The following is a 21140-nucleotide window of genomic DNA, read 5'->3' on the forward strand; positions in this document are numbered from 1 at the left end:
ATGAATGACCGAATGTATACACGTCCAACTACGATTGCAGTACCATCAGCTTTATTTAAAATTGTTTCACTTCAATTATAATTTGCCTTCCTCACGGTCTCCGGCAATGACTTCGTCGGTCTCGATAACGTAGTTCACAATCTCTTCGACAGTGGTATAAGCCACTCCAACGTATGTGTCGGCTGCACCATAATAGATGGCAATCCGTCCTGTCTCTGCATCATGCAATGTGGCGCATGGGAAGACGACATTGTCCACAAAGCCTTGCTCCTCATACCATTTTTCCGGGGTCAGTACGAAGTTGGAGGAACGATATTTCACTTTGGATGGCTCATCCAGATCCAGAATGACTGCGCCCATACTATAAACAAAACCATTGCACGTTCCGGTTACGCCGTGGTAGAACATCAGCCAGCCTTCGGACGTTTCAATCGGTGCCGGACCGCCGCCAATTTTGACCGATTGCCACCAGCCTTGACCGCCTTTGCTCATGACATGACGGTGCTTGCCCCAGTACACGAGATCCGGACTTTCGCTCAGAAAAATGTCCCCGAACGGCGTATGTCCGCTGTCGCTTGGTCTGGACAACATCACATAGTTATCATTGATTTTGCGTGGAAACAACACGCCATTGCGGTTGAACGGAAGCATCGGATTTTCGAGACGTACAAACGTTTTGAAATCTTCCGTCTTCGCCAAGCCCAGCGCTGCACCGTAGAAATCGGTACACCAGATGATGTAATACGTATCTTCCACTTTCACCAGACGCGGGTCGTATGCATAGTTCGGCATGAAGGAATCGCCGTTCTCGTCCACAAAAGTTATTCGTTGTTCTTCAATATTCCACTTCAGGCCATCCTCACTGGATCCCATGTGCAGGTGTGGACGTCCATTAATGGTTTCTGCGCGGAATACTCCGATGAATTTCCCCTCATAAGGAATCACCGCACTGTTGAAAATACGGGCAACTCCCTTGACCGGGTTACGCGGCACAATCGGGTTGGCGGAGTGTCTCCATACAGGACCTTCCGTTCCCTCCGGTTTATCCTCCCAAGGCATATTCGGCAATGCATCCCCAACAATGTGTACGTTTTTCGTATCAACAACTGTCATCGTTTCATTTCTCCCTTCGTTTTTATTTAACGGAGCCTTGTGCGAAGCCGTTGTAGATGTACTTCTGTAGCAGTAGGAAGATGATCATCGTTGGAATGATGGCGATCATGATACCTGCGCTGATGACCTCCCACTGTGATCCGAACGGTCCCTTGAATTTGAAAAGAGCCGTGGATATGACCTGCAAGTCTGTCTTGGGCATGTACAGGAATGGTGTGTAAAAGTCATTGTAGATGTTGACACCCTTCACGATAATGACCGTTACAATCGCCGGTTTCAGAAGTGGCAGAATGATTCTCCAATAAATTGTGAAGTAGGAAGCGCCGTCCAGCATGGCGGATTCATCCAATGCATTCGAGATGGAACCCAGGAATTGCAGGAAGATATATACCGCGATGATATCTGTACCAAGGTACATCACAATGGCTGCCCATCTGGTATTGAACAGGTCGAGCGCGTTGATGATCTGGAATGTGGCGACCTGCGTCGTCACACTCGGAATGAGGGTAGCGAGCAGAAACGCGGCGACCATAATTTTCTTGCCTTTGAATTTAAAACGATCCAGCACATACGCGATCATGGAACCCGTTAAAGTGGCACCCACGATGGAGATGATCAGGATGATAATCGTATTTTTGAAACCGACCAGCATGTTGCCGTCCACAAAAGCCTTGGTATAGTTCGCAAAGTTCAGCCAGTTGGCTGGTGGGGCCAGCGGACTGCTGGTCGCATATTCTGCATTGGTTTTGAGCGATGCAAACAGCACCACAACGATGGGTACAAGCGCAATGAACGCTGCGAGAATGAGTGAAGCATATTTAAATATGCTCGCAAGGGTATATTTGAATGGTTGCACGTTCATTCCTCCCCTTTCATGGTGACACGCTGAACCAGCGTAACAAGAATGACAATAAACAACAGCACAACAGCCATTGCCGATGCCAAGCCCAGCTTGCCGTATTTAAATGCCAAGTGAACGGTCTGAATCACAAATGTCTCACTGCCATTGGAACCGTCTGTCATAATGTATGGAATATCGAACGCACTGATTGCGCCGCTAATCGCCAAAATCAGGTTGAGCTGCAGGATGCGTGTGATACTCGGCAGGATGATATGGCGGAACTGCTGCCAGCGATTAGCCCCGTCAATATCTGATGCTTCATAGACATCTTTTTGAATGGAAGAGATCGCACCCAGGAAGATGATGAAGTTAAAGCCCATGTATCTCCATACCGATGCGCCTGCGAGCGACACGTTAATAATGTTCGGATTCCCAAGCCAGAGCTGGGTGTACTGCCCAAGACCGACTGCCTGCATAAGTGTATCGAGGGTCCCGTCCGGTTTGAAGAAAAAGAGGAAGATAAATCCGATGGCTACGCCATTCAGCAGATAGGGGAAGAACAATATGCCTTTGAAAAAGTTTTTGCCGCGGATTTTGAAGCTTAGAATCGTTGCAAAGTAGAGGGCCAGACCCATTTGTACGAAGGTAGCCACAAAATAATACAAACTGACAATAAACACTTTAAAATACTCAGGGTCACTGAATATCCGCGAGTAGTTCTCAAACCCCACATAGTCGAACCTTTTGCTATATCCGTTCCAATCGGTGAAGCTGTATTTGAACATATTAATGACAGGCAAATAAGCAAACGTGAACAGCAGTGCCAGCGGAATGATCGAGAAGGCACAGATGATAAATATGCGTTGCGCTGAATAGCCCCAATTCGAAATCTTCAAGTATTTCATGCTCTCCACACCTCCAAGCGGTTCTGCCGCTTTTATATCGAAAGACTCCCGTCCAATGAACAAATCCGGCTGGATAATCAACCACCGAAGGTGGCATTTCACATCCGATATGCTGCATCCAGATGCAAAATGCCGTGGGAAAAGGGGAGACCCTCTCCCCTCAGCCAAGGCGTGGTGCCTCGCTGTATTTCAGCGGTGGTCGGCCAACAGGTAGCGCCTTTACAGATCGATGAATCCCCGCAATCTGCTTATTTCGCCAGTTCTGTCCGCGCTTTAACCCATTTATCATTCAGATCCTTCATGATGTCGTCGTACGATTCGCTGCGATTACCGATGGCAGCTTCGATAATGCGTTTCTTGAAGTCAGGCTGCCAGAGGCCAATCTCGCCTTCGTTGTCGATTTTGTCAACCAGACCTTCCTGTCCTTCTTTGGCAGGAGTCAGTGTGGAGAATGTAACGTCTTTGTATTGATCCAAAATCGGTGGCAATTCCGCATTTTTGTCTGCGCTCATACCCCCGCCTTGCTCAACCGCGTAATTCGATTTCGCCAGGAACCAGTCAATCCAGGCTTTCGCAGCAGGTTTGTTCTCACTGTTCACGTTCATGCCGATGTTATAGTCTGCTGCGAGTGGAACGACAACATCACTTGCATTCGTAGGAAATGGCAAGAATCCGATATTATCCGGTGTATCCGTCAAGCCTTGAATTTGGGTAATCGCCCAAGATCCAAGCGCCATCGTTGCAATTTTCCCATTCGCCAGATCAGCCTTGGAGCTTTCCCAGTCGGTTGTGGTCGGATCTTTCTCAATCAGGCCATTCTTGGCTGCGTCGTAAAGCACTTTGTACAATTCATAGTGCGGCTTGCCAGCCACAAAGTTTTCATCCGTGTTCGGTTGGTCAATGTTTACGTAGTCCACACTGCCTGCAACCGTCGGCAGATCTGCTTCCCATTGTGTCAAAGCCCAGCCGGAGGCATAGTTGGTGTACAATGGAACTGCGTCCGTATTGTCTTTCACCAATTGCAGTGCAGCCTGGAACTGCTCAGGCGTTTTGGGAACTTCCGCAATGCCAGCGTCCTTGAACACCTGCTTGTTATAGATGATGCCAGAGAACGTGATAACGGTTGGAATTCCATATATCTGACCGTCCACCATACGTTCTTCGATGCCTGTGTACTTCTCTTTCAGCTCATCGTACGTGCCTAGTGGTTCAAAAAAGTCCGGAATGTCGGCAATCGGTACGCTGGTGGGGATCATCAGCACGTCACCATAATCTTTGGTACTCATACGAATCTTCACTTGTCCCTCATAATCGGCCAGTGCCTGGAAGTTTACTTTGACATCCGGGTATTCCTTATTGAACTCCGCGGCGTAATCTTTGAATACGCTATCAACAATATCTGTACGCTGCGTGAGAACGGTGATTTCACCCTTAATATCCGCAGGATCTGTACTGATTTCCTCTCCTGCCTGTGGAGATCCACCCCCGGAAGAGCAAGCTGCGAGCAGAGAAGTGATGAGCAGCATGGTAAGCAGAAGCATCCAGCCTTTGTTTTTTCTCATTTGGTTCTACCCCTTTTCTAAGTTAATTTAAGTTATCGTTAAGGTTACAAAATGAATTTTATTATGGCAGTGTTTACCTGTCAATTAAATTATTTATTACTTAGCAAAAGTTTTTATCACAAGATTCGTTGACAACGTATTTTCCCGACACTAATATTAATAAATAAAGTTAACGTTAACTTAAATATCAATTGAATCCTGTACTTTGAAGGAGCGCTCACTTATGACTCACACCAATGACACCAAAACTGAAATAAAAGAACACTGGGAAGGTCATATTCTGCCATTTTGGTCTGCCCTCAAAGATCATAACAACGGCGGATTCTACGGCTGGGTCGGTAATGACCTTCAGGTCGATCCACTCGCTCCCAAGGGCGGAATCGCCACGGCACGACAATTATGGTCTTTTGCAGCAGCCTACCGGGTAACCGGAAATGAAATCTGGCGTGATCACGCTGAACATGCTTACCGTTTTCTTGTGGACCATGTGATAGATACGGAGTATGGCGGCATGTACTGGATGGCGGATGCCAAAGGAGAACCAATGGACACGAGCAAGCATGTATATACGCAATCCTTCGGCGTCTACTCACTGAGTGAGTACTATCGTGCCACTGGGGATGCATCTGCTTTGGAACTTGCGAAAACGCTTTTTGCCCTGATAGAGGATCAAGGGCTGAATGCCGAATTACCTGCATACAAGGAACAATTTGATCGCTTCTGGAATGAACAGCCCAATGAAATGCTGAGCGAGAATGGTGTGATCGCGGATTACACGATGAATACGCATATTCACGTGTTGGAGGCCTATACCACGCTCTACCGAGTGTGGCCAGATCAGCAGGTGAAGACGGCGCTGGAACGCTTGCTCGGCATCTTATATGAACGGGTGTATGACAAAGACACGAAGTTTCTCGGGGTATTTTTCAACAAGGATTGGGACTCCATCATCGATCTACGCTCATTCGGGCATGACATTGAAGCCAGCTGGCTGATCGACGAAACGTTGAAAGTGCTGCGTCTGGATCAACACCCGGAGTATTCTGCGATGGTTACGGATATTGCCTATAACATTTCCAATGTGGCTGTACAGGCCGATGGCTCCCTGATGAATGAACAAGAGGGTGACCGTGTGGATGAGAAACGGATATGGTGGGTTCAGGCCGAGGCGATGGTCGGCTTCTACAACGCCTATGAGCGTACAGGTGACCGTTTGTTTTTGGAGAGAGTAGAACGCTTGTGGACATATACGAAGGAACACATTATCGATCACCGCGCTGGCGGGGAATGGTACTGGTCGGTAGACGGGAACGGCACACCGGATCAAAGCGAAATCGCCGGACCGTGGAAATGCCCATATCACAATAGCCGATTCTGCATTGAACTAATTGAGAGGATGGGATAACGATGATACACCCCAAATACAATGAATTATTGGAGCAACAGGAGCAGCTGCTTACGCGCCAAAATGAAATTGACTCTTCCTTCTACAATGGCGTATATGATCGGTACCGTTATCCGGTAATCACACGCCATCATGTACCGCTGCACTGGAGATTTGATCTGGACGAAACGACGAACCCCCACTTCATGGAGCGTCTGGGCATTAACGCTACGCTTAATCCGGGGGCCATCTATTTCAATGGCAAATACGTGATGGTCATCCGAACCGAAGGATTGGACCGTAAATCCATCTTCGCTCTAGCTGAGAGTGATAACGGCATCGACGGATTTCGCTTCACAGGCAAACCCTTAGTGTGGGAAGATATCGATGCCGACGAAACCAACCAATATGATATGCGATTGGTTCAGCATGAAGATGGCTGGATCTATGGTATTTACTGCTCGGAGCGCAAAGACCCTGAAGCACCAGCATTTGATACATCCAGTGCCGTAGCCCAGGCAGGACTTGTCCGGACACGCGATCTGCTCAACTGGGAGCGTCTGCCCAACATCACGACCAACTCTCCTCAACAGCGAAATGTTGTATTGCACCCCGAATTTGTAAATGGTAAATATGCGTTCTATACACGGCCACAGGACGGATTCATCTCCACAGGCAGCGGCGGCGGGATTGCCTTTGGTCTGTGCGATGATATTCTGAATCCAGTAATTGAGGAAGAGACAATCATCGATGAACGGAAATACCATACCGTATACGAAGTGAAAAATGGTCAAGGCCCTGCTCCGCTCAAAACGGATCGCGGCTGGATTCACATTGCCCACGGGGTGCGCAACACGGCGGCGGGTCTTCGCTATGTGCTGTACACGTTCGCCACGGATCTGAATGATCCGGCACGCATCATCGCCAAGCCGGGCGGACACTTCATTGCTCCATATGACGACGAGCGCGTAGGCGATGTGTCCAATGTTATTTTCTGCAATGGTGCGGTGGTCAACGAACAGGGTGAGGTCTTCATTTATTACGCATCCAGCGATACCCGCTGTCATGTGGCCACAACGACGCTGGATAAACTGGTCGATTACACCTTCAATACCCCATCTGATCCTTATCGTTCCCTGGATTGTGCCAACCAGCGCGGTGACCTGATTGAGCGGAATGAGAAGCTTCTCCAAAAGCAAATGGTTTAAAACTGAAGATCAGCCTTCAACGGAAAATGTGGCATGCTGAAAAATTAGCGCAGCGCTAACCAGAATTTCTTTATTCCATGTGGGTAACGATGTATACTAATATGGATTGTTGTTATGTTTGAAGGAAGCGCTAACCATAATGACAGCACATTGTACGTAAACCGGCTTGAAGGAGGCGACCAAAGCTGAAGAACAATATCACCATGCGGGATATCGCCGACAAGCTCGGAGTTAGCAGTGTGACGGTCTCGAAAGCATTAAATGATAAAGATGGCGTCAGTGGCGAATTGAAGGAAAAAATTAAAGTGCTTGCCGTTCAGATGGGCTATCGGTATAACGCCGCAGCCCGTTCGATGAAGGAAGGCTTAACTCATAATATTGGTGTTATTATCCCGGAGCGTTTTACCGGACCTACACAATCGTTCTATGTACGTGTATTCCAGCGCATCACCAAACATCTCGAGGATCAGGGATACTACGGTATTCTGCACATTCTGAATGTGGAGGACGAAGAGGAATTAATCCTGCCGAAGCTCTATAGTGACAACAAAGTGGATGGTTTCATTGTGCTTGGACAAGTCAGCAAGGAATATATCGAGCTGGTCCAGTCGATGGAGGTACCCAAAATGTTTCTCGATTTCTACGATGAGCATTCTGATATTGATTCTGTCGTTACCGATAACTTTTACGCTGCTTATGAGCTGACAAACGTTCTGGTACAGCAGGGACACCGCCGTATCGCTTATGTGGGGAATCTCTATTCTACTAGCAGCATTCAGGACCGGTTCCTCGGTTATTACAAATCATTGCTGGAGCATCGGTTGCCGATGAATCCGGATCTTGTGCTTAATGACCGCGATGAGCGAGGTACGTTTATTGAAATTGATCTGCCAGAGCAGCTGCCTACGGCTTTTGTATGCAATTGTGATCAGGTGGCTCATCTGCTCGTTCAGAAACTGACTTCCCTGGGTATTCAGGTGCCTGCACAATGCTCTGTGGTTGGGTTCGATAATGATATCTATGCCACACTCTCCGAGCCCAAATTAACTACGGTTGAAGTCGATGTGGAACAGATGGCGCGCACTGCGGTTCATTCCATGCTCAAAAAGATCGATAACCCGAGTCGCAGCTTCGGCCGCGTACACGTGAAGGGCAATATCATTTATCGTGATTCGGTGAGTGCAGCACCTGCCCTTTCGGATAACGTATCTGACTAAAAAGGTACGAAGACTTCCCATTCCACAAAAAGGGTGCTCCCGGCCATTAAGGCTGCAGGAGCACTCTTTGCTTATGAAAAAAAGAGAAAGTAGTCAGGAACCACTACAGATCACGGCCACTCTCCACTCGATTCCAAAAACCTAACTCCTGTTACAGCCTAGTAACTCGTCTTCAGCCAGTTGTCTTTGGACCAGGATAATTTGCCTGCACCTGCTCCGCTCGAACCGGTGAGGCGTGCATTCAGCGTCGCTGGATCATCGGTAGCGTAGCTGTAAGGAAGTGAAGAGAATCCGTTCCAGGAGAAAGCTTTCACTGCGGCCGGAACCGGGCTGAGCGGACTGCCGGATGTATCACTGTTTCCACGGAATGAGCTTCCATCCAGAGAATACATCGTGTCAGTCACCTGAATTTTACCAGTATATGTTGCATCGGCCGGGTCCGTCTGGTTATTGCGGACCGGGAACAGTACGTCTTTGATCACCGACTTTTCGACCAGTACTGCACCATCTTCAGTGGAAATAGCTCCGTTGCCGATGATATCAAAATGATACCCTTTGGACGAAATCGCCGTTGCCATCGCAGAAGTGATTCTGGATTTGGCCGCACGTGCCCCTGTCGCATCCATCACAATATTGTAGGCATGCGCATTGCCTCCGCGCAGACGCGGCATGCGATCCTGGATATCTTTGTACAAGTTATGGTGCAGAGTTATGGACAGATTAGCATTGGCCGATTCGAAGCTGGTCGAACCAACCAGATGACCTTTTTTCTGAGGAGATGAAATGGCAATGATATCGGCTTTGCTAAGCCCAACCGCGCTGCTGCGCAGGTAGTTGTACATCGGATAGGAAGCCTTGTTCGCTTCCAACTCGTTAACTTGTTGGGTAACCCAGCTGTTTGAGCTGCCGTCATCCCCTTTGAAGAGGGACCAGGAGATGGTCACACCGCTCGTTCCTTTTTTCGAATCGACAAGCCCGTCGTAGGCTTTATTGAATGTGCAGTGATCAATCCATACGTTGCTGTTCTCTTCAAGGGTGATGTAATCCCAGTCGTTTTTGTCGTAGTCACCTTTGGTCGCTTCATCCCATTCCCATAACTCATCGAATTCGAGGTTGCGGATAATAACGTTGGAACTGCGTTTGACACTGATGGCTCCGTGCTTGATCTTGGCCCCGTTGGCTGAGAAGATGGTCAGGCCATTAAAGCTGTCGATCGTCAGCTTGCTGACACCCGTTTGCTTCAATACAGGATGAGTCAGTGCATCATTATGCTTGGCAAAAGGCGATGTCTGTGCAGCGCTCGGAATTTCGTTCCATCCCAGATTCAGGTCGTTCATAATCTCGACGACTTTGACACCGGAGTTCTTTTTCAGCGCCGCTGCGAGATCCGTTGCATTGTATACCTTCTTATACTTGGACGTGTCCGATTCGCTGATGGTACCTCCACCCGTATTGCCTTGGGAGAAACCTGTAAGATTGTAATCTGCATTGCCTGCTGCCTGTACACTTGTCGGTCCAGACAGTAGGGTGAAGCCCAACGTCAGAGCCAGCGCGGCACTGCACCATGTTCGAATTTTGCTTTTCATAAAACCATTCCTCCCTAATTATAATGATTGCGTCTGTCCATCTCTGCCATCGCGAGTCACGAAGGACATGTCCTCAATGTAAATGTTGGAAGCGATTACAACAATAATCCTTATCTCAGATCGTTTTGGGATCCTGATATCAGTCCTCAAATAACACCCGATTTAACCCGGAGCATTCCCATTTCAACTTATAGACATGAAAAAAAGCCCCCAAAGGGGCTCACTATTATCTCGAATATTCCTAATTTATCTTTTGATGGAACGTGTCCAGAACCCGCCATGGAACTGTTTGGGCTCAACGGTGATGACAAATGCTTTGGGATCAAGCTCCAGAATCGTCTGATATAGAAGTTTCTGGTTTTTTCGTTTCGCCAAAATCTCCATAACCAGCCGGTCTCCATCTCGTCCACTACCAACCCAGGCGGTGACACCGTATCCTTTATCCCGCAAGGCATTCGCTACATCCCCGCCCATCTGGTTACAAATAACCTTAACGGTAACGTAACCAAGCGCAATCTTCTCTTCGATCCAGGCACCCAGCAATACCCCCAGCCCATAACCAACAGCATATACAATTAACGCAGATGGCTGGGTCAGATATTTGAGTACCAGATTCAGACCGAGTACGTAGATCACAATTTCGCCCATACTGATGAGCGCAGCAATATATTTCTGTCCTTTGAGCGTCAGAATCATCCGAAGTGTATAAGCAGATACATACACAATCTGGATCAAAAAGATAAATACCAATATTTTAAACAATCGCAATCCCTCTTTCCTGACTTTCACAACGAAATGGGCCGTTTGTTGCGTGCCTTCTTTCCGCTTCCTCTACATATCATTTATTCTTCTGCCTGTTTACTCTATCTCCATCATTGGACGTTATGCGGTCATTTTAAACGGTTGAACGTAAATTGGACTGCATTTTCTATTTTCTGCGCACTGGCAAGCCGGAACTGACATTATAGAGCCCTTTTCACTCATTATCAACCCGGCCTGAGACCCAGGGGCGAAAAGCGGCGTGTCTGAATATGCTGAACCAACAGCAATTCGATTGAGGCGTACAGGCAAAAAGGTTCGGGAAACGACGGCTACCAAAAGGGGGAACTGTCATGCAGTTGTGGCACGAGATGCAGCGGGAAGGTATGGAACAACTCATATTTTGCCATGATCCACGGAGCGGGCTTAAAGCCGTTATCGCCATCCATAGTACAGTGCTGGGTCCCGCACTCGGGGGATGCCGCTGCTGGACGTATGCATCGGAGGAAGAAGCGGTTCGGGATGCCATCAAACTCGCGAAGGGCATGACCTACAAATCGGCGGTCTCCGGTCTGCCATATGGCGGGGGCAAAGCTGTGGTGTGGGATGTGCCAGCCGAATTGATCATCAAATCGGGCGATGCCAGCCCAGACAACAATCTGAATCCCAAAAAAGGCAAGGATACATCGAACGGATTAGATAAGGATTTAGATAAGACATCCAAAAACAGCCTACAAGCCTGCCGGCGTGCCGAAACATTCCGTTCTCTGGGCCGCTATCTGGAACGACTGAACGGACGTTATGTGACGGGGCTGGATCTGGGCACTACGGCGGCAGATATGGACCAGATCCGGCTGGAGACGGTACATGTGACGGACACGACCGGATCGCTTGGCGCACAGGATGACTTCACAGCCGAGATGACCGCCTACGGTGTATACACTGGCATTGTGACATCGCTGCGTCACCAAGGCATTGACGCCTTGCAGGGCATTGACGCCTTGCAGGGCATTGACGCCTTGCAGGGCATTTGCGTTGCCGTCCAGGGACTGGGCAAGGTCGGGTATGCCCTGTGCCGTTACCTGCATGCAGCCGGGGCACGGCTCATTGTGGCAGACGTTGTACCCGAACGTGTACAACGTGCCCTTGTGCAGTTCAGCGGCGCCATGTCGGCCGATCCGGCCCATATTCACGCCGCTGACTGCAAGGTGTTCGCCCCCTGTGCCCTAGGGGGCGTATTGACCCCGGCAACGGTGGAGGAGCTGCGCTGCTCCATCGTTGCCGGGGCGGCGAACAACCAGCTCAGCCATCGGGAGCTGGTTGTTCGCGGCATGCAGGCGCGCGGCATCCTGTACGCGCCTGACTATGTGCTCAACGCAGGCGGAATCATCAGCACCGCCTACGAGCTGGAAGGCGCAGGGCCAGACCTGATCCGCCAAAAGGTGGCGGGGATTGCGGGCACGCTGTCCAAGGTCTATGCGATAGCAGAGCAATCTGCCCTCTCCACGGCGGATGCAGCCGATCAGCTGGCAGAAGCTGTCCTGCAAAGCGGAAACCCCCATGCTTAGCATACCGATACCGATTTAACACACTAATTCAATCTCCCAATCGTTTAAGTGCTACAGAATCCAGATCACTGTTACAGCTCGCATATCATTTATTTTCTCCATCTTTAAAGTACATCGCATCACGTAAAGAATTAGAAAAAACGTAAAAAAGCCAATCCGATTCATCAACACCGGATTGGCTTTAATCAGCTTTTCTTCAGGATTCCATCTGCTAAACTTCATCAGGCAACCTCAACCAACCTACTACCGCCCGCCTTAAACTTCAACCATTACAGAAGCCCGCTTCACCCGATGCAGCATCGTCCAGAATAGCATGTTAATAAATACTAGGAGTGCTACATAGATCCAGATGCCTGCTGGTATGGTGCGGATGAATACATGTAGTCCCCATAACAGTGCCATGAGCGGAAAGAAGGCAAAGACGAGCCAGCCGTCACTCTGTCCGGCCACACTAAAGGATTGGGAAAACGGCGGTTTTCGCATCAACAACTTTCCAGACAGCGGAATAAGTGCAGTTGCCACCAAAAATATTACGATCAGATCAGGAAGAATTCTTAACCCAAAGGTCCACACAAATACAATGGCGTTCAATATAAATACGGGTAAGAACATGTTGCATAAGAAAGCTTTTAGCGCTCCACTATATAGCACATTCTCGTTGGCCAGAGGGGCTGCCCGGAAAGTCCAAAACGCCTTGTATTGTCCGGAATACTTCAGCATGGTCACAACAGACACAATCAGCAAGAGCACAATATATAGCGTGTAAAAGAAGGAGCTTTCCCTAAATTCTGCCCACGAAGAACTCTGCAATTGGGTGAACCAGAATACATAGGGCAATACAAAAGATAAACCCATCGACGGGTATACCTTCAACTTGAACTCCCTTTCACTTCGCATCATACTGGCAGACAAACGAAAGCACGCCTGCTCTTCTCTGGAACGGGAGAATACCTTCGCCATGATGCGATCCCAATTCCCACGTCTTCGTCCAGAGGCCTGACCTGCGTGTGACATTTTCTCCAAATACAATTCGAAGGAAGGCATCAGCTTCACGTACACCAACAGACTGACCATTGGAACGATCACAGCAAGCGCTGAGAAAGTATACAGCCAGGCATCTCCCCCGCCGCCGAACAGCAGCTCAAAAACCGCTGCATACCATACCGGAGGCAGCAGTAACTGCCACCAGGCAGGTGTGAACACCATATTAAAGTCGATGATGCTGAACGAACGTATGACCAGCTGATAGCCTACGGCAATGCCGATGGAAAGAAGGATTTGCATCATATTGATCATGTCCTTAAGCTTCTCGCCATCCAGAAACTTCATCATGAATAGATAGATCAGGGACGTGGTCACCAGAATTAACATATTAATCAGCACCAGTTCCACCAGAAAAAGCAGGAAAAAGCCGATCCCGTGGGCAATCAATCCGGCTACCAGCGGCGCAGCCGTCAGAGAGCCTGTCAGGAGCAGCAAATAAACCCCTGCGTGAATGGCACGAGCCAAGCCAACAGTGCGTCCATTTACCGGCTTGGTCATGATGATATTACGATCCCGAATATCGAGCAGTACCGAAGAAAAGTCGGAGATCATGGAGGTCATGATCATAAACATCAGCATGGCGGTCACTAGACCCATCTGAAGCATATAATGTCCCGTATCCCAGACGACAAACGGAACCATAATCAGCCCCATCAGTGCATACAACCAGAGGGAACGCAGATACAGATTGCCTTCTTTCTGCTCCTTATTGCCATTGCGTGCTGACAATACCGTCGGTACCCTCCGCTGATCCATCTGGAACTTCACCCGTAGAATCAAACGCAGTACGTCATAATCCGCTCCTGTTCTGGCGATGATAGGCCGAAAACGATCCAGAATCTTCAGCGTGCGGAAGTCGGAGGATTCCGCCATATCAGTACACCTCCTGCACGATGGACACAAAACGTTCTGCAATTGCCCGATGCTCATTGAAGCCCGTCAGTTGATTGAATACTTCCTCCAGTGAGCCTTCCATGGATTGCTGCTGGAGCTGCCTGAACGTACCATCCGCCATCACGCGTCCTTCGGCAATCAGAACGATTCGGCTGCTGATCTTCTCCACCACATCCATGATGTGTGACGAATAGAATATCGTTGTACCCTTGGCCGACAGCTGTGTCAAAATCTCCTTTACCACCATTACACTGTTGGCGTCCAGTCCGCTGAGTGGTTCATCCAGGAACAACAAATCCGGGTCATGCAACAGCGCGGAGATCAGCAGCACTTTCTGACGCATGCCTTTGGAGAAGGAAGCAATGCGGGAATGATATGATTTTTCCAGTCCAAAACAATCCATCAACTGCTTCGCCTTATAATCGGCATCTTCATAGGACAACCCGTACAATTCTCCTATAAAGGTCAGATACTCTGCCGGGGTTAATTGCTCGTATAGCTCCGCGACTTCCGGTACATAACCGATTCTTCGCTTATATTCCGCGTCACCATCTGCGATATCCTTGCCAAAGATGCGGACCGTACCCACATATCCCTCAACTAGTCCGAGCAAAATCTTGACCGTCGTGCTTTTACCCGCACCGTTCGGACCAATATATCCGATCATCTCGCCCCGATTCACTTCTAAATCAATCCCATTTAGCACATAACGCCCGTTATACCGCATACGCAAGCCTTCAATTGACAGTACTTGTTTTTCACTCACTTCGTTATCCAGCCCCTGTCTCTACTATTTCTACAATTCTACTAGTTTACCACAGATTGGATTAACAGAGAGGGATAAAGAAAAATTAAAAGACCTTTGCTCTGCACAAAGAAGTGCATAACAAAGATCCTGAATTTATAGAATAGAATTTGATTTTTGTTAATTTATCAATTAAGTCTGGTAATTATTATTTTTTTATTTAGTTGAAATTCTTATTAGTAAAATGTAAAACAACACACCTCCTACCACTCCAAAAAAAGCATATAAATCTATAAAAATATAAGCTATAAACGCGGATGATATCAACGTCACAATAATCCCAGCTCTATTTTTTAATAATATTCTATAGGTTAGATAACCTAGCAATCCAGAGATTAATGTCGACAACAAAAAAGGAAGAATAACGTACATTTGCTAACCTCCTAACTCGCACCCGTGTTTTACCATTTTTATTTTGTGGCAGGATCCTACCAATAATATATCTTAGCAATGTAATCGTCCTGAGGATTAAGCTTTTCCGTTATTTATACTAATACCTTATTTCTGCTATTGATAATCTAAAGTTAGAATAAAAGGTTCAATTGGAATGTTTAATCTCTAGCTTATAGAGCTTCATATTTTTCACAATTAAACCCCTGTCCCACTCATAATGAGGGACAAGGGTTTAATTGTGAATCTTTATGATGATTAACCAACAAAACAATCAATCCTTATTGAACCTTAACAATCTGGAAGTGCTGATTCGTACCACCATTATCTGTCCACTGGATTGCAGCTGCCCCGTCTGCCAGGGATTGTCCCGAAATATCAAGCACCTTGCCTGTGCTGCGGTTTTTCAATTTATAATAACCACCACCCACACTAACCAACTGCCATTGCTGACTGGCCCAGCCGCCATCGTTCCACTGTTCAATAACAGCTCCATCTGCTGTGGAACCATTCTCTACACCGATTAGCTTGCCGCTGGAACGATTGATGATTTTGACATAACCGCCACCCTCATCCGTGATCTGCCACTGCTGGCTGGTCGTTCCGCCGTCTGCCCGCTGCTCCAGATCCGCACCGTTATCCGCAGAACCACCGATGACATTAAGCAATTTATTGCTTTTGCGACTAATCAGCTGATACGAAGCATTCGGGTCCCATACATCGGGCGTATCCACTCCGGTTACGGAACCCGTGGCTGCATCTATGGTAATACTGCTTGCCCAGTTCATCGCCAGACTGGTTGCACTTGGGAAAGACAACGGCAGCCACACATATTTAGAATCCTGCACTGGCCCGCTCCAGGCGCCAGCCCAGCGATCGCCCATGTAGAGATAGGATGTTGTCTGTGAGCCTTCCACGGGAAGCACATACGCCGATTGGGAACCATAGGTTGTACTATCCCCAAAGTTGCTCAGGCCGCTCCATGTGCCAGTTATGCTGGTAGCAGTCGCATATTTTGCCTGATTCGGGTTCCATCCCGTAGCCCCGGATGTGATCAGGAAATAGACGCCACCCTTTTTGAACATGGCAGGTGCCTCACGATATTGACCCGGCCATAGCGTCGTTACGAGCGATTCCACACCGAGAAAATCAGGAGTCAGCTTGTAGATATTCAGGTCAGCATTCACTTTGGTCGCCGAGATGAGATAAGCCGTTCCGTTGTCGTTGAATACCGTCATGTCTCTCGAATCATAGCCAAGCGGACGATAGCTGCCCACATACGTATAATTGCCATCCACTGTACTTGAGGTCGCTACCGCCACTCTCGCTTCACCATAGTCAACCCCGTTTTCCTTATGCATCCAAAGAACATACTTGCCTGTTGCACTGTTATAAATGACTTTCGGGCGTTCGATGTTGGAAATGTTCAGCTCGGCAGCCGAGCTGCTGGTAAGCACATCATTGCGATACTCCCAGTTTTTCAGATCTGCTGAACGATATACAGATACCGCCTTGAACGTTCCATTAGGGTTGCGATTCTCCCCAAACCAGTAATAGTACCCATTAGCCTTAATCATCCCGCCCCCATGGGCATGAATGACATTGCCGTTTGTATCCTTGAACTGTACCCCGTTGATTACACTGAGTGGAGCAGCGGAAGCCTGTTGTCCTGGAGCGACCAGCATACCTAGCGATTGTAGCGCCAGGATTAGAGCAAGCAGATAACAAAGGCGACGAGTGTAACGATGTGTTTTTGTTTTCTTTTTCAACCAACCCTCATTCATAGAACAATGCACCTCCGTAATTAATTTATAAAGCGCTTACAATAAAATCGATACGTCTCTTCTTCCTCCGATCGATGATGCATTTCATAGGATTACCTGTTTCTCAGACTGGCTCGGCACTCACCTCCTGATTACGATTGTATCCGCCATCCCCCTGCTCGAATAGTGAACAATACGGCGGAACATGTACGAATAAACACTGAACTTATGGAGTGAACAGCAAAAAGACGCTTCATCCGAAGCGTCCTCTGTTATACACAATCTAAATCCCTATAATATACGTTATTTCTTAATCTTCGTCGTCAAAATCCTGGTCAAACGAAAGCACTTTGCCTGTATTGGCATCGACGTCTACATCGGCTTCACCGTTTGCTGTTCTTAGTTCCACTTCATAAACACAACGGCCGTTATCATGATCCAGTTCGATTTCGGTTACTTTTCCGCCTGTCACCTGTTTCAGGGCAATGTTTGAAGCTTGTACCTCTGTCAGTTTAACCTGTTTTGAAGCAGCTTGATTGGAAGACGTACCTGCCACAGTTCCATTATAATCATCGTCGTCATCGTAATCTTCATCATCGACTACGGCAAGGATTTTACCCGTGTAAGCATCCAAACGAACGACAACGTCATTACTACCTTTTTTGTCGATCTCAACTTCATAGAACGTTTGGCCGTTTCTGCGCTCCAGATCCACATCATCCACTTTACCATCCGTTGCTTTCAAGGCTGCTTCTTTGGCCTGTGCGACCGTCAGCAATGTACCTGTGTTGTTCTGGGTTTGTGTTACTGATTGTGTAGTGGACGTTTGCGTAGGCTGTACCGATTGTCCGTTTACATTCCCACTAGCCAGAGCGGCTGATCCTCCGAGCAACACCGCTGCCGACAAGCTGCCAATCCATAGTTTATGTTTATTCATCATCATCATTCATCTCCTCGTTGTTATTCTCGTTCTCGTCTACAGTTATAGATTAACCTGTACGAATGAGAGTTCAGCGAGAGTCAGATTAAAATTTGATGAGAAAATGAGTGAGAATCTCACAGAATGGCTTCTATACCTTTAATCTTCGTCATCATCCCATGTGACCGAACGAATCGCGCCTGAAATGGCATTCACCTGCACAATAGCCTCACGACCGTCATCCAGGTCAATTTCAACCAGATAATACGGATTGCCACTATTCGTTCCACGGAGTTCGATATCATCCACTTCACCAGGAACCTTAGCCAGTGCCTTCTGCTCTGCTTCTTTCTCGCTCAGAAATGAAGTCTTGGTGCCTTCCCCTGTTGTCGGGTCGGGCGAAGATGCCTCCAGCGGCTTTGAAGACTGTTTCTCCCCGTTATACGGATCAATGGTCCATTGCTCCCGACCATTGTCCTTCATCTTGAATACCGCCAGATACACCGGGCTCCCCTGCTGCTCGACAAGTTCGAGCGACACCAGTTCGGCATCCGTTTGTTTCAGCAATTCCGTCTTGATCTGTTCTCGGCTCCATAACGTCTTCTCCTCGGCTTGTGGGTTGGACTCCAGCCGTTTAATGGAATTCACGGTCGCCGTAACAGCATCAACTTGTACGTCATACAGTCCGGTTTCTGAGCGGAGCTGCATGATGTAGGTTCCGTCCTTCAACGTGGAATTCAGGATCTCTCCCGGATATTGATCCAAGACCGCTTGGGCCGCTGCATCTGCTGTTAACATCACGCGGTCTGATTGCCACGGCCTCCACCACATGACCGCTATAACGACAAGGAGAGCCAGGAGCCCCGCACCCCACCAAAATGAACGTCTTGGCTTCGCCCATCCTTTGCGTCGTTGTTCTTCCCGTTTCATTTCCGGACGCCCCTCATGCTCTTCCATCACGGCTCCCCCTTACGCACTCTCTTATGATCCGTAATCCTACTGTGTTTATCAGTATATAAGAGAAGAATGAGATTTTCATGAGAGTGATCCGTTCTGTACGGATGTGGGCAAAATAATCGAAGCCTCGGTTCCTCTGCCCTCGGTGCTGTTCAATTCAATACGTGCGCCCACGGCTTCTGCGATATCTTTGGCCAGGGAAAGCCCCAAACCCGAACCGCTTGCTTCGCCGCTGCGTGTTCTGGCCTGATCAACACGATAGAAACGGTCAAACACCTTGGACAGTTCCTCTTCCCGCATACCGATTCCCTTATCCACAATACGTATCCGACATTCCTGCCCCTTTGCCTCCAGCCGGACTTCAATGGCATCCTCACTATATTTACGAGCATTGTCCAGCAAAATAAAGAGCAGCTGCTTCAGCTTGCTCACATCGCTAATCGCCCATATCCTGCCTGGGTCATCGCAGTGGACTTCCCGATGATAGGCTTCGCGAAATGCACGTGTGGAATCCAGCGCAAGTTGGGTGATATCCACCCGCTCCAGCTGTACATTCCACTGCTCTGGCTGCTTTGCCAGCAATAGCAGCTGCTCGGTCATCTCCCGCATGCGCACGGATTCGGACAGAATGGCTTCTACCGCCTCGTCGAATACTTCGGGACGTTCCTTGCCCCTTCGTTGCAGCAGACTGGCATAACTTTCAATGATGGTGAGTGGTGTTTTCAGTTCATGAGAAGCATCAGAAACAAAACGCTCCTGCCGCTCGAAGTTAGATTCGAGAAGATCCATCATACGGTTGAACGTCTGCCCCATCGTTTTCAGCTCATCCTTCGATTTTTCATCGAGCGGAAGTCGCTTGAACTGGCCGCTCGACTGGATATCACTCATTGTACGTGTCATCTGCTGGATCGGCCTTGTCATCCGGTTCGCAAGAATACGGCTGGAGATGATGGCCGGAATCAGCGCGATGATGGTAACGGCAACTAGAACTGTACGAAGCACAGACAGGCGATTCTCGGTATCTTCAATGCTCTCGGTGACTTGTAGATTCACTACTTCTCCATCCGGCCAGATCACTGGAACAGAGACCCAGACATAACCGATTTGTTCAACTTGGGTATACTCCGATTTTTTTTCGCTTTCGTATTTGTAGGACAGCTTGCTCAGCTGCTCCTCTGCCGAGGTCGTCACCGGCGGGGAGCTGGTGCCGTCTTCATTGACGATCCGCAGCATGCCGTCCAGCGGCGCGTAGGCCCGGAGCAAGTCGTCCGGCGGAATGGAACCGGCAGACTGGCGCACTCCTTTTACAATAGACTCGGCCTCAGCCTCTACCCGCTTGATCTCGTTATCGATCGACATCCGTTCGAACACGATATACACCGACAGGTTGACGGCAATCAGCAGCACGGCAAACAATACGGACGAATATCCGTAGATTCTGCTGCGCAGACTCATACTTGCTCCTTCAGAACGTAACCAACACCCCGAACGGTATGTATTAAGGGTGGTGTGAATCCGTTATCGACTTTTTTGCGCACATAACGGATATACACATCCACCACATTGGTATCTCCATAATAATCATATCCCCAGACGGCCTGAACAATCTGGTCCCGGCTCAGCACCTGGCGCTGGTTTTGCAACAGATACACCAATAGATCGAACTCACGCGGTGTAAGCTCAATCGATTGACCATCCCGGGATATCTCACGAGTTCCTTCATTCAGCTTCAATCCACCTGCGGTGAGCCAGCCTGTCTCATTTTCCGCCGTGTGCTCCGATGATTGCGCCGTATCCCGTGGGACCGAAGTGGCAGAGTGGGTAGCAGCCGATGCAGCACTCAGGCGCAGTGCAGCGCGTACTCTGGCAAGCAACTCTTCAATACGGAACGGCTTAGTAATGTAATCGTTGGCTCCGAGATCGAGTCCGGATACTTTGTCTTCCACAGAGTCTTTGGCTGTGAGCATCAGAATGGGCACGGTCGCATCTTTGGCACGTATCCGTCGCAACACTTCAATCCCACTCAGACCCGGCAGCATAATATCCAGCAGAATCAGATCCCATTGCCCCTCCCCATACATCTCCAGCCCTTCCGTTCCGCTGCCTGCCTTGCCTACCTGATATCCCTCATACTGTAATTCCAGTTCAAGCAGGCGTGCAATTTTGGGCTCATCCTCGATCACCAGCACGGCTTCATTCATGCAGAGCTCCCCCTCATTCCGTCA

General features: G+C 48.6%; 18 protein-coding genes. 4 read left to right on the plus strand and 14 right to left on the minus strand.

The genetic code is table 11. The features are described from left to right. Nucleotides 1-75: 75 nt before the first annotated feature. From BLV50_RS17750 to BLV50_RS17765, 4 genes are all read right to left on the minus strand, one after another. Complete coding sequence (locus BLV50_RS17750) at nt 76-1113, minus strand: glycoside hydrolase family 130 protein (protein ID WP_072733776.1); 1038 nt, start codon at nt 1111-1113, stop codon at nt 76-78. Between the two features lie 22 nt (nt 1114-1135). Beyond that, complete coding sequence (locus BLV50_RS17755) at nt 1136-1975, minus strand: carbohydrate ABC transporter permease (protein ID WP_063567578.1); 840 nt, start codon at nt 1973-1975, stop codon at nt 1136-1138. Next, on the minus strand, nt 1972-2859 hold the full coding sequence (locus BLV50_RS17760; RefSeq protein WP_072733955.1) for a carbohydrate ABC transporter permease: 888 nt from the start codon (nt 2857-2859) through the stop codon (nt 1972-1974). Before BLV50_RS17760 ends, BLV50_RS17755 begins: the two co-directional genes overlap by 4 nt. 248 nt (nt 2860-3107) lie before the next feature. Continuing rightward, nucleotides 3108-4421, minus strand: coding sequence for an ABC transporter substrate-binding protein (locus tag BLV50_RS17765; RefSeq protein WP_063567577.1), 1314 nt, complete (start codon nt 4419-4421; stop codon nt 3108-3110). Nucleotides 4422-4644: 223 nt separating this feature from the next. Here BLV50_RS17765 and BLV50_RS17770 point away from each other — a divergent pair, with 223 nt between their 5' ends. The 3 genes from BLV50_RS17770 to BLV50_RS17780 all read left to right on the plus strand — a co-directional run bounded on the left by BLV50_RS17770 (nt 4645) and on the right by BLV50_RS17780 (nt 8230). Then, on the plus strand, nt 4645-5826 hold the full coding sequence (locus tag BLV50_RS17770; RefSeq protein WP_090809163.1) for an AGE family epimerase/isomerase: 1182 nt from the start codon (nt 4645-4647) through the stop codon (nt 5824-5826). Between the two features lie 2 nt (nt 5827-5828). Next, the gene (locus tag BLV50_RS17775) at nt 5829-7013 is read left to right on the plus strand and encodes a glycoside hydrolase family 130 protein (RefSeq protein ID WP_090809165.1); all 1185 of its coding nucleotides are present in this window, start codon (nt 5829-5831) and stop codon (nt 7011-7013) included. Nucleotides 7014-7216: 203 nt separating this feature from the next. After that, the gene (locus BLV50_RS17780) at nt 7217-8230 is read left to right on the plus strand and encodes a substrate-binding domain-containing protein (RefSeq protein WP_090809167.1); all 1014 of its coding nucleotides are present in this window, start codon (nt 7217-7219) and stop codon (nt 8228-8230) included. Between the two features lie 158 nt (nt 8231-8388). Here the strand turns inward: BLV50_RS17780 and BLV50_RS17785 are convergent, their stop codons facing one another. Both BLV50_RS17785 and BLV50_RS17790 read right to left on the minus strand, forming a co-directional pair. Next, on the minus strand, nt 8389-9816 hold the full coding sequence (locus tag BLV50_RS17785; protein ID WP_090809169.1) for a pectate lyase family protein: 1428 nt from the start codon (nt 9814-9816) through the stop codon (nt 8389-8391). Nucleotides 9817-10062: 246 nt separating this feature from the next. Beyond that, complete coding sequence (locus BLV50_RS17790) at nt 10063-10578, minus strand: DUF2179 domain-containing protein (protein WP_053782622.1); 516 nt, start codon at nt 10576-10578, stop codon at nt 10063-10065. A 350-nt stretch (nt 10579-10928) separates the two neighbouring features. On the opposite strand from BLV50_RS17790, the gene BLV50_RS33695 reads away from it, so the two are divergent. Next, nucleotides 10929-12143: a Leu/Phe/Val dehydrogenase gene (locus BLV50_RS33695; protein WP_177031211.1), complete on the plus strand. Its 1215-nt coding sequence runs from the start codon at nt 10929-10931 to the stop codon at nt 12141-12143. Between the two features lie 51 nt (nt 12144-12194). Here BLV50_RS33695 and BLV50_RS32820 read toward each other — a convergent pair whose 3' ends face one another. From BLV50_RS32820 to BLV50_RS17835, 8 genes are all read right to left on the minus strand, one after another. After that, nucleotides 12195-12365: a hypothetical protein gene (locus BLV50_RS32820; RefSeq protein ID WP_177031212.1), complete on the minus strand. Its 171-nt coding sequence runs from the start codon at nt 12363-12365 to the stop codon at nt 12195-12197. Nucleotides 12366-12398: 33 nt separating this feature from the next. After that, a complete protein-coding gene (locus tag BLV50_RS17800; RefSeq protein ID WP_063568219.1) occupies nt 12399-14060 on the minus strand; it encodes a hypothetical protein in 1662 nt (553 codons plus the stop codon). Nucleotide 14061: 1 nt separating this feature from the next. Next, entirely contained in the window at nt 14062-14847 is a 786-nt protein-coding gene (locus BLV50_RS17805) for an ABC transporter ATP-binding protein (protein ID WP_063568220.1), read from the minus strand. A gap of 710 nt (nt 14848-15557) precedes the next feature. Continuing rightward, nucleotides 15558-17060, minus strand: a complete 1503-nt coding sequence (locus BLV50_RS17815; protein ID WP_090809173.1) for an RICIN domain-containing protein — start codon at nt 17058-17060, stop codon at nt 15558-15560. Between the two features lie 289 nt (nt 17061-17349). After that, the gene (locus BLV50_RS17820; RefSeq protein ID WP_218135406.1) at nt 17350-17976 is read right to left on the minus strand and encodes a PepSY domain-containing protein; all 627 of its coding nucleotides are present in this window, start codon (nt 17974-17976) and stop codon (nt 17350-17352) included. Nucleotides 17977-18117: 141 nt separating this feature from the next. Beyond that, entirely contained in the window at nt 18118-18915 is a 798-nt protein-coding gene (locus tag BLV50_RS33520; protein WP_063568222.1) for a PepSY domain-containing protein, read from the minus strand. 78 nt (nt 18916-18993) lie between these two features. Next, nucleotides 18994-20370 (minus strand): sensor histidine kinase, encoded by a 1377-nt coding sequence (locus BLV50_RS17830; RefSeq protein ID WP_090809177.1) that lies wholly within the window; start codon nt 20368-20370, stop codon nt 18994-18996. Then, the gene (locus tag BLV50_RS17835) at nt 20367-21116 is read right to left on the minus strand and encodes a response regulator transcription factor (protein WP_090809179.1); all 750 of its coding nucleotides are present in this window, start codon (nt 21114-21116) and stop codon (nt 20367-20369) included. Before BLV50_RS17835 ends, BLV50_RS17830 begins: the two co-directional genes overlap by 4 nt. Between the last annotated feature and the right edge of the window lie 24 nt (nt 21117-21140).

Origin of the sequence: Paenibacillus sp. 276b (genome assembly GCF_900107875.1) — a bacterium.
Taxonomy (GTDB): domain Bacteria; phylum Bacillota; class Bacilli; order Paenibacillales; family Paenibacillaceae; genus Paenibacillus; species Paenibacillus marchantiae.

Coding starts and splice junctions, on each gene's coding strand:
- BLV50_RS17750 (WP_072733776.1), bottom strand. CDS start 1,113: ATGACAGTTGTTGATACGAAAAACGTACACATTGTTGGGGATGCATTG.
- BLV50_RS17755 (WP_063567578.1), bottom strand. CDS start 1,975: ATGAACGTGCAACCATTCAAATATACCCTTGCGAGCATATTTAAATAT.
- BLV50_RS17760 (WP_072733955.1), bottom strand. CDS start 2,859: ATGAAATACTTGAAGATTTCGAATTGGGGCTATTCAGCGCAACGCATA.
- BLV50_RS17765 (WP_063567577.1), bottom strand. CDS start 4,421: ATGAGAAAAAACAAAGGCTGGATGCTTCTGCTTACCATGCTGCTCATC.
- BLV50_RS17770 (WP_090809163.1), top strand. CDS start 4,645: ATGACTCACACCAATGACACCAAAACTGAAATAAAAGAACACTGGGAA.
- BLV50_RS17775 (WP_090809165.1), top strand. CDS start 5,829: ATGATACACCCCAAATACAATGAATTATTGGAGCAACAGGAGCAGCTG.
- BLV50_RS17780 (WP_090809167.1), top strand. CDS start 7,217: ATGCGGGATATCGCCGACAAGCTCGGAGTTAGCAGTGTGACGGTCTCG.
- BLV50_RS17785 (WP_090809169.1), bottom strand. CDS start 9,816: ATGAAAAGCAAAATTCGAACATGGTGCAGTGCCGCGCTGGCTCTGACG.
- BLV50_RS33695 (WP_177031211.1), top strand. CDS start 10,929: ATGCAGTTGTGGCACGAGATGCAGCGGGAAGGTATGGAACAACTCATA.
- BLV50_RS32820 (WP_177031212.1), bottom strand. CDS start 12,365: ATGAAGTTTAGCAGATGGAATCCTGAAGAAAAGCTGATTAAAGCCAAT.
- BLV50_RS17800 (WP_063568219.1), bottom strand. CDS start 14,060: ATGGCGGAATCCTCCGACTTCCGCACGCTGAAGATTCTGGATCGTTTT.
- BLV50_RS17815 (WP_090809173.1), bottom strand. CDS start 17,060: ATGAATGAGGGTTGGTTGAAAAAGAAAACAAAAACACATCGTTACACT.
- BLV50_RS17820 (WP_218135406.1), bottom strand. CDS start 17,976: ATGAATAAACATAAACTATGGATTGGCAGCTTGTCGGCAGCGGTGTTG.
- BLV50_RS33520 (WP_063568222.1), bottom strand. CDS start 18,915: ATGGAAGAGCATGAGGGGCGTCCGGAAATGAAACGGGAAGAACAACGA.
- BLV50_RS17830 (WP_090809177.1), bottom strand. CDS start 20,370: ATGAGTCTGCGCAGCAGAATCTACGGATATTCGTCCGTATTGTTTGCC.
- BLV50_RS17835 (WP_090809179.1), bottom strand. CDS start 21,116: ATGAATGAAGCCGTGCTGGTGATCGAGGATGAGCCCAAAATTGCACGC.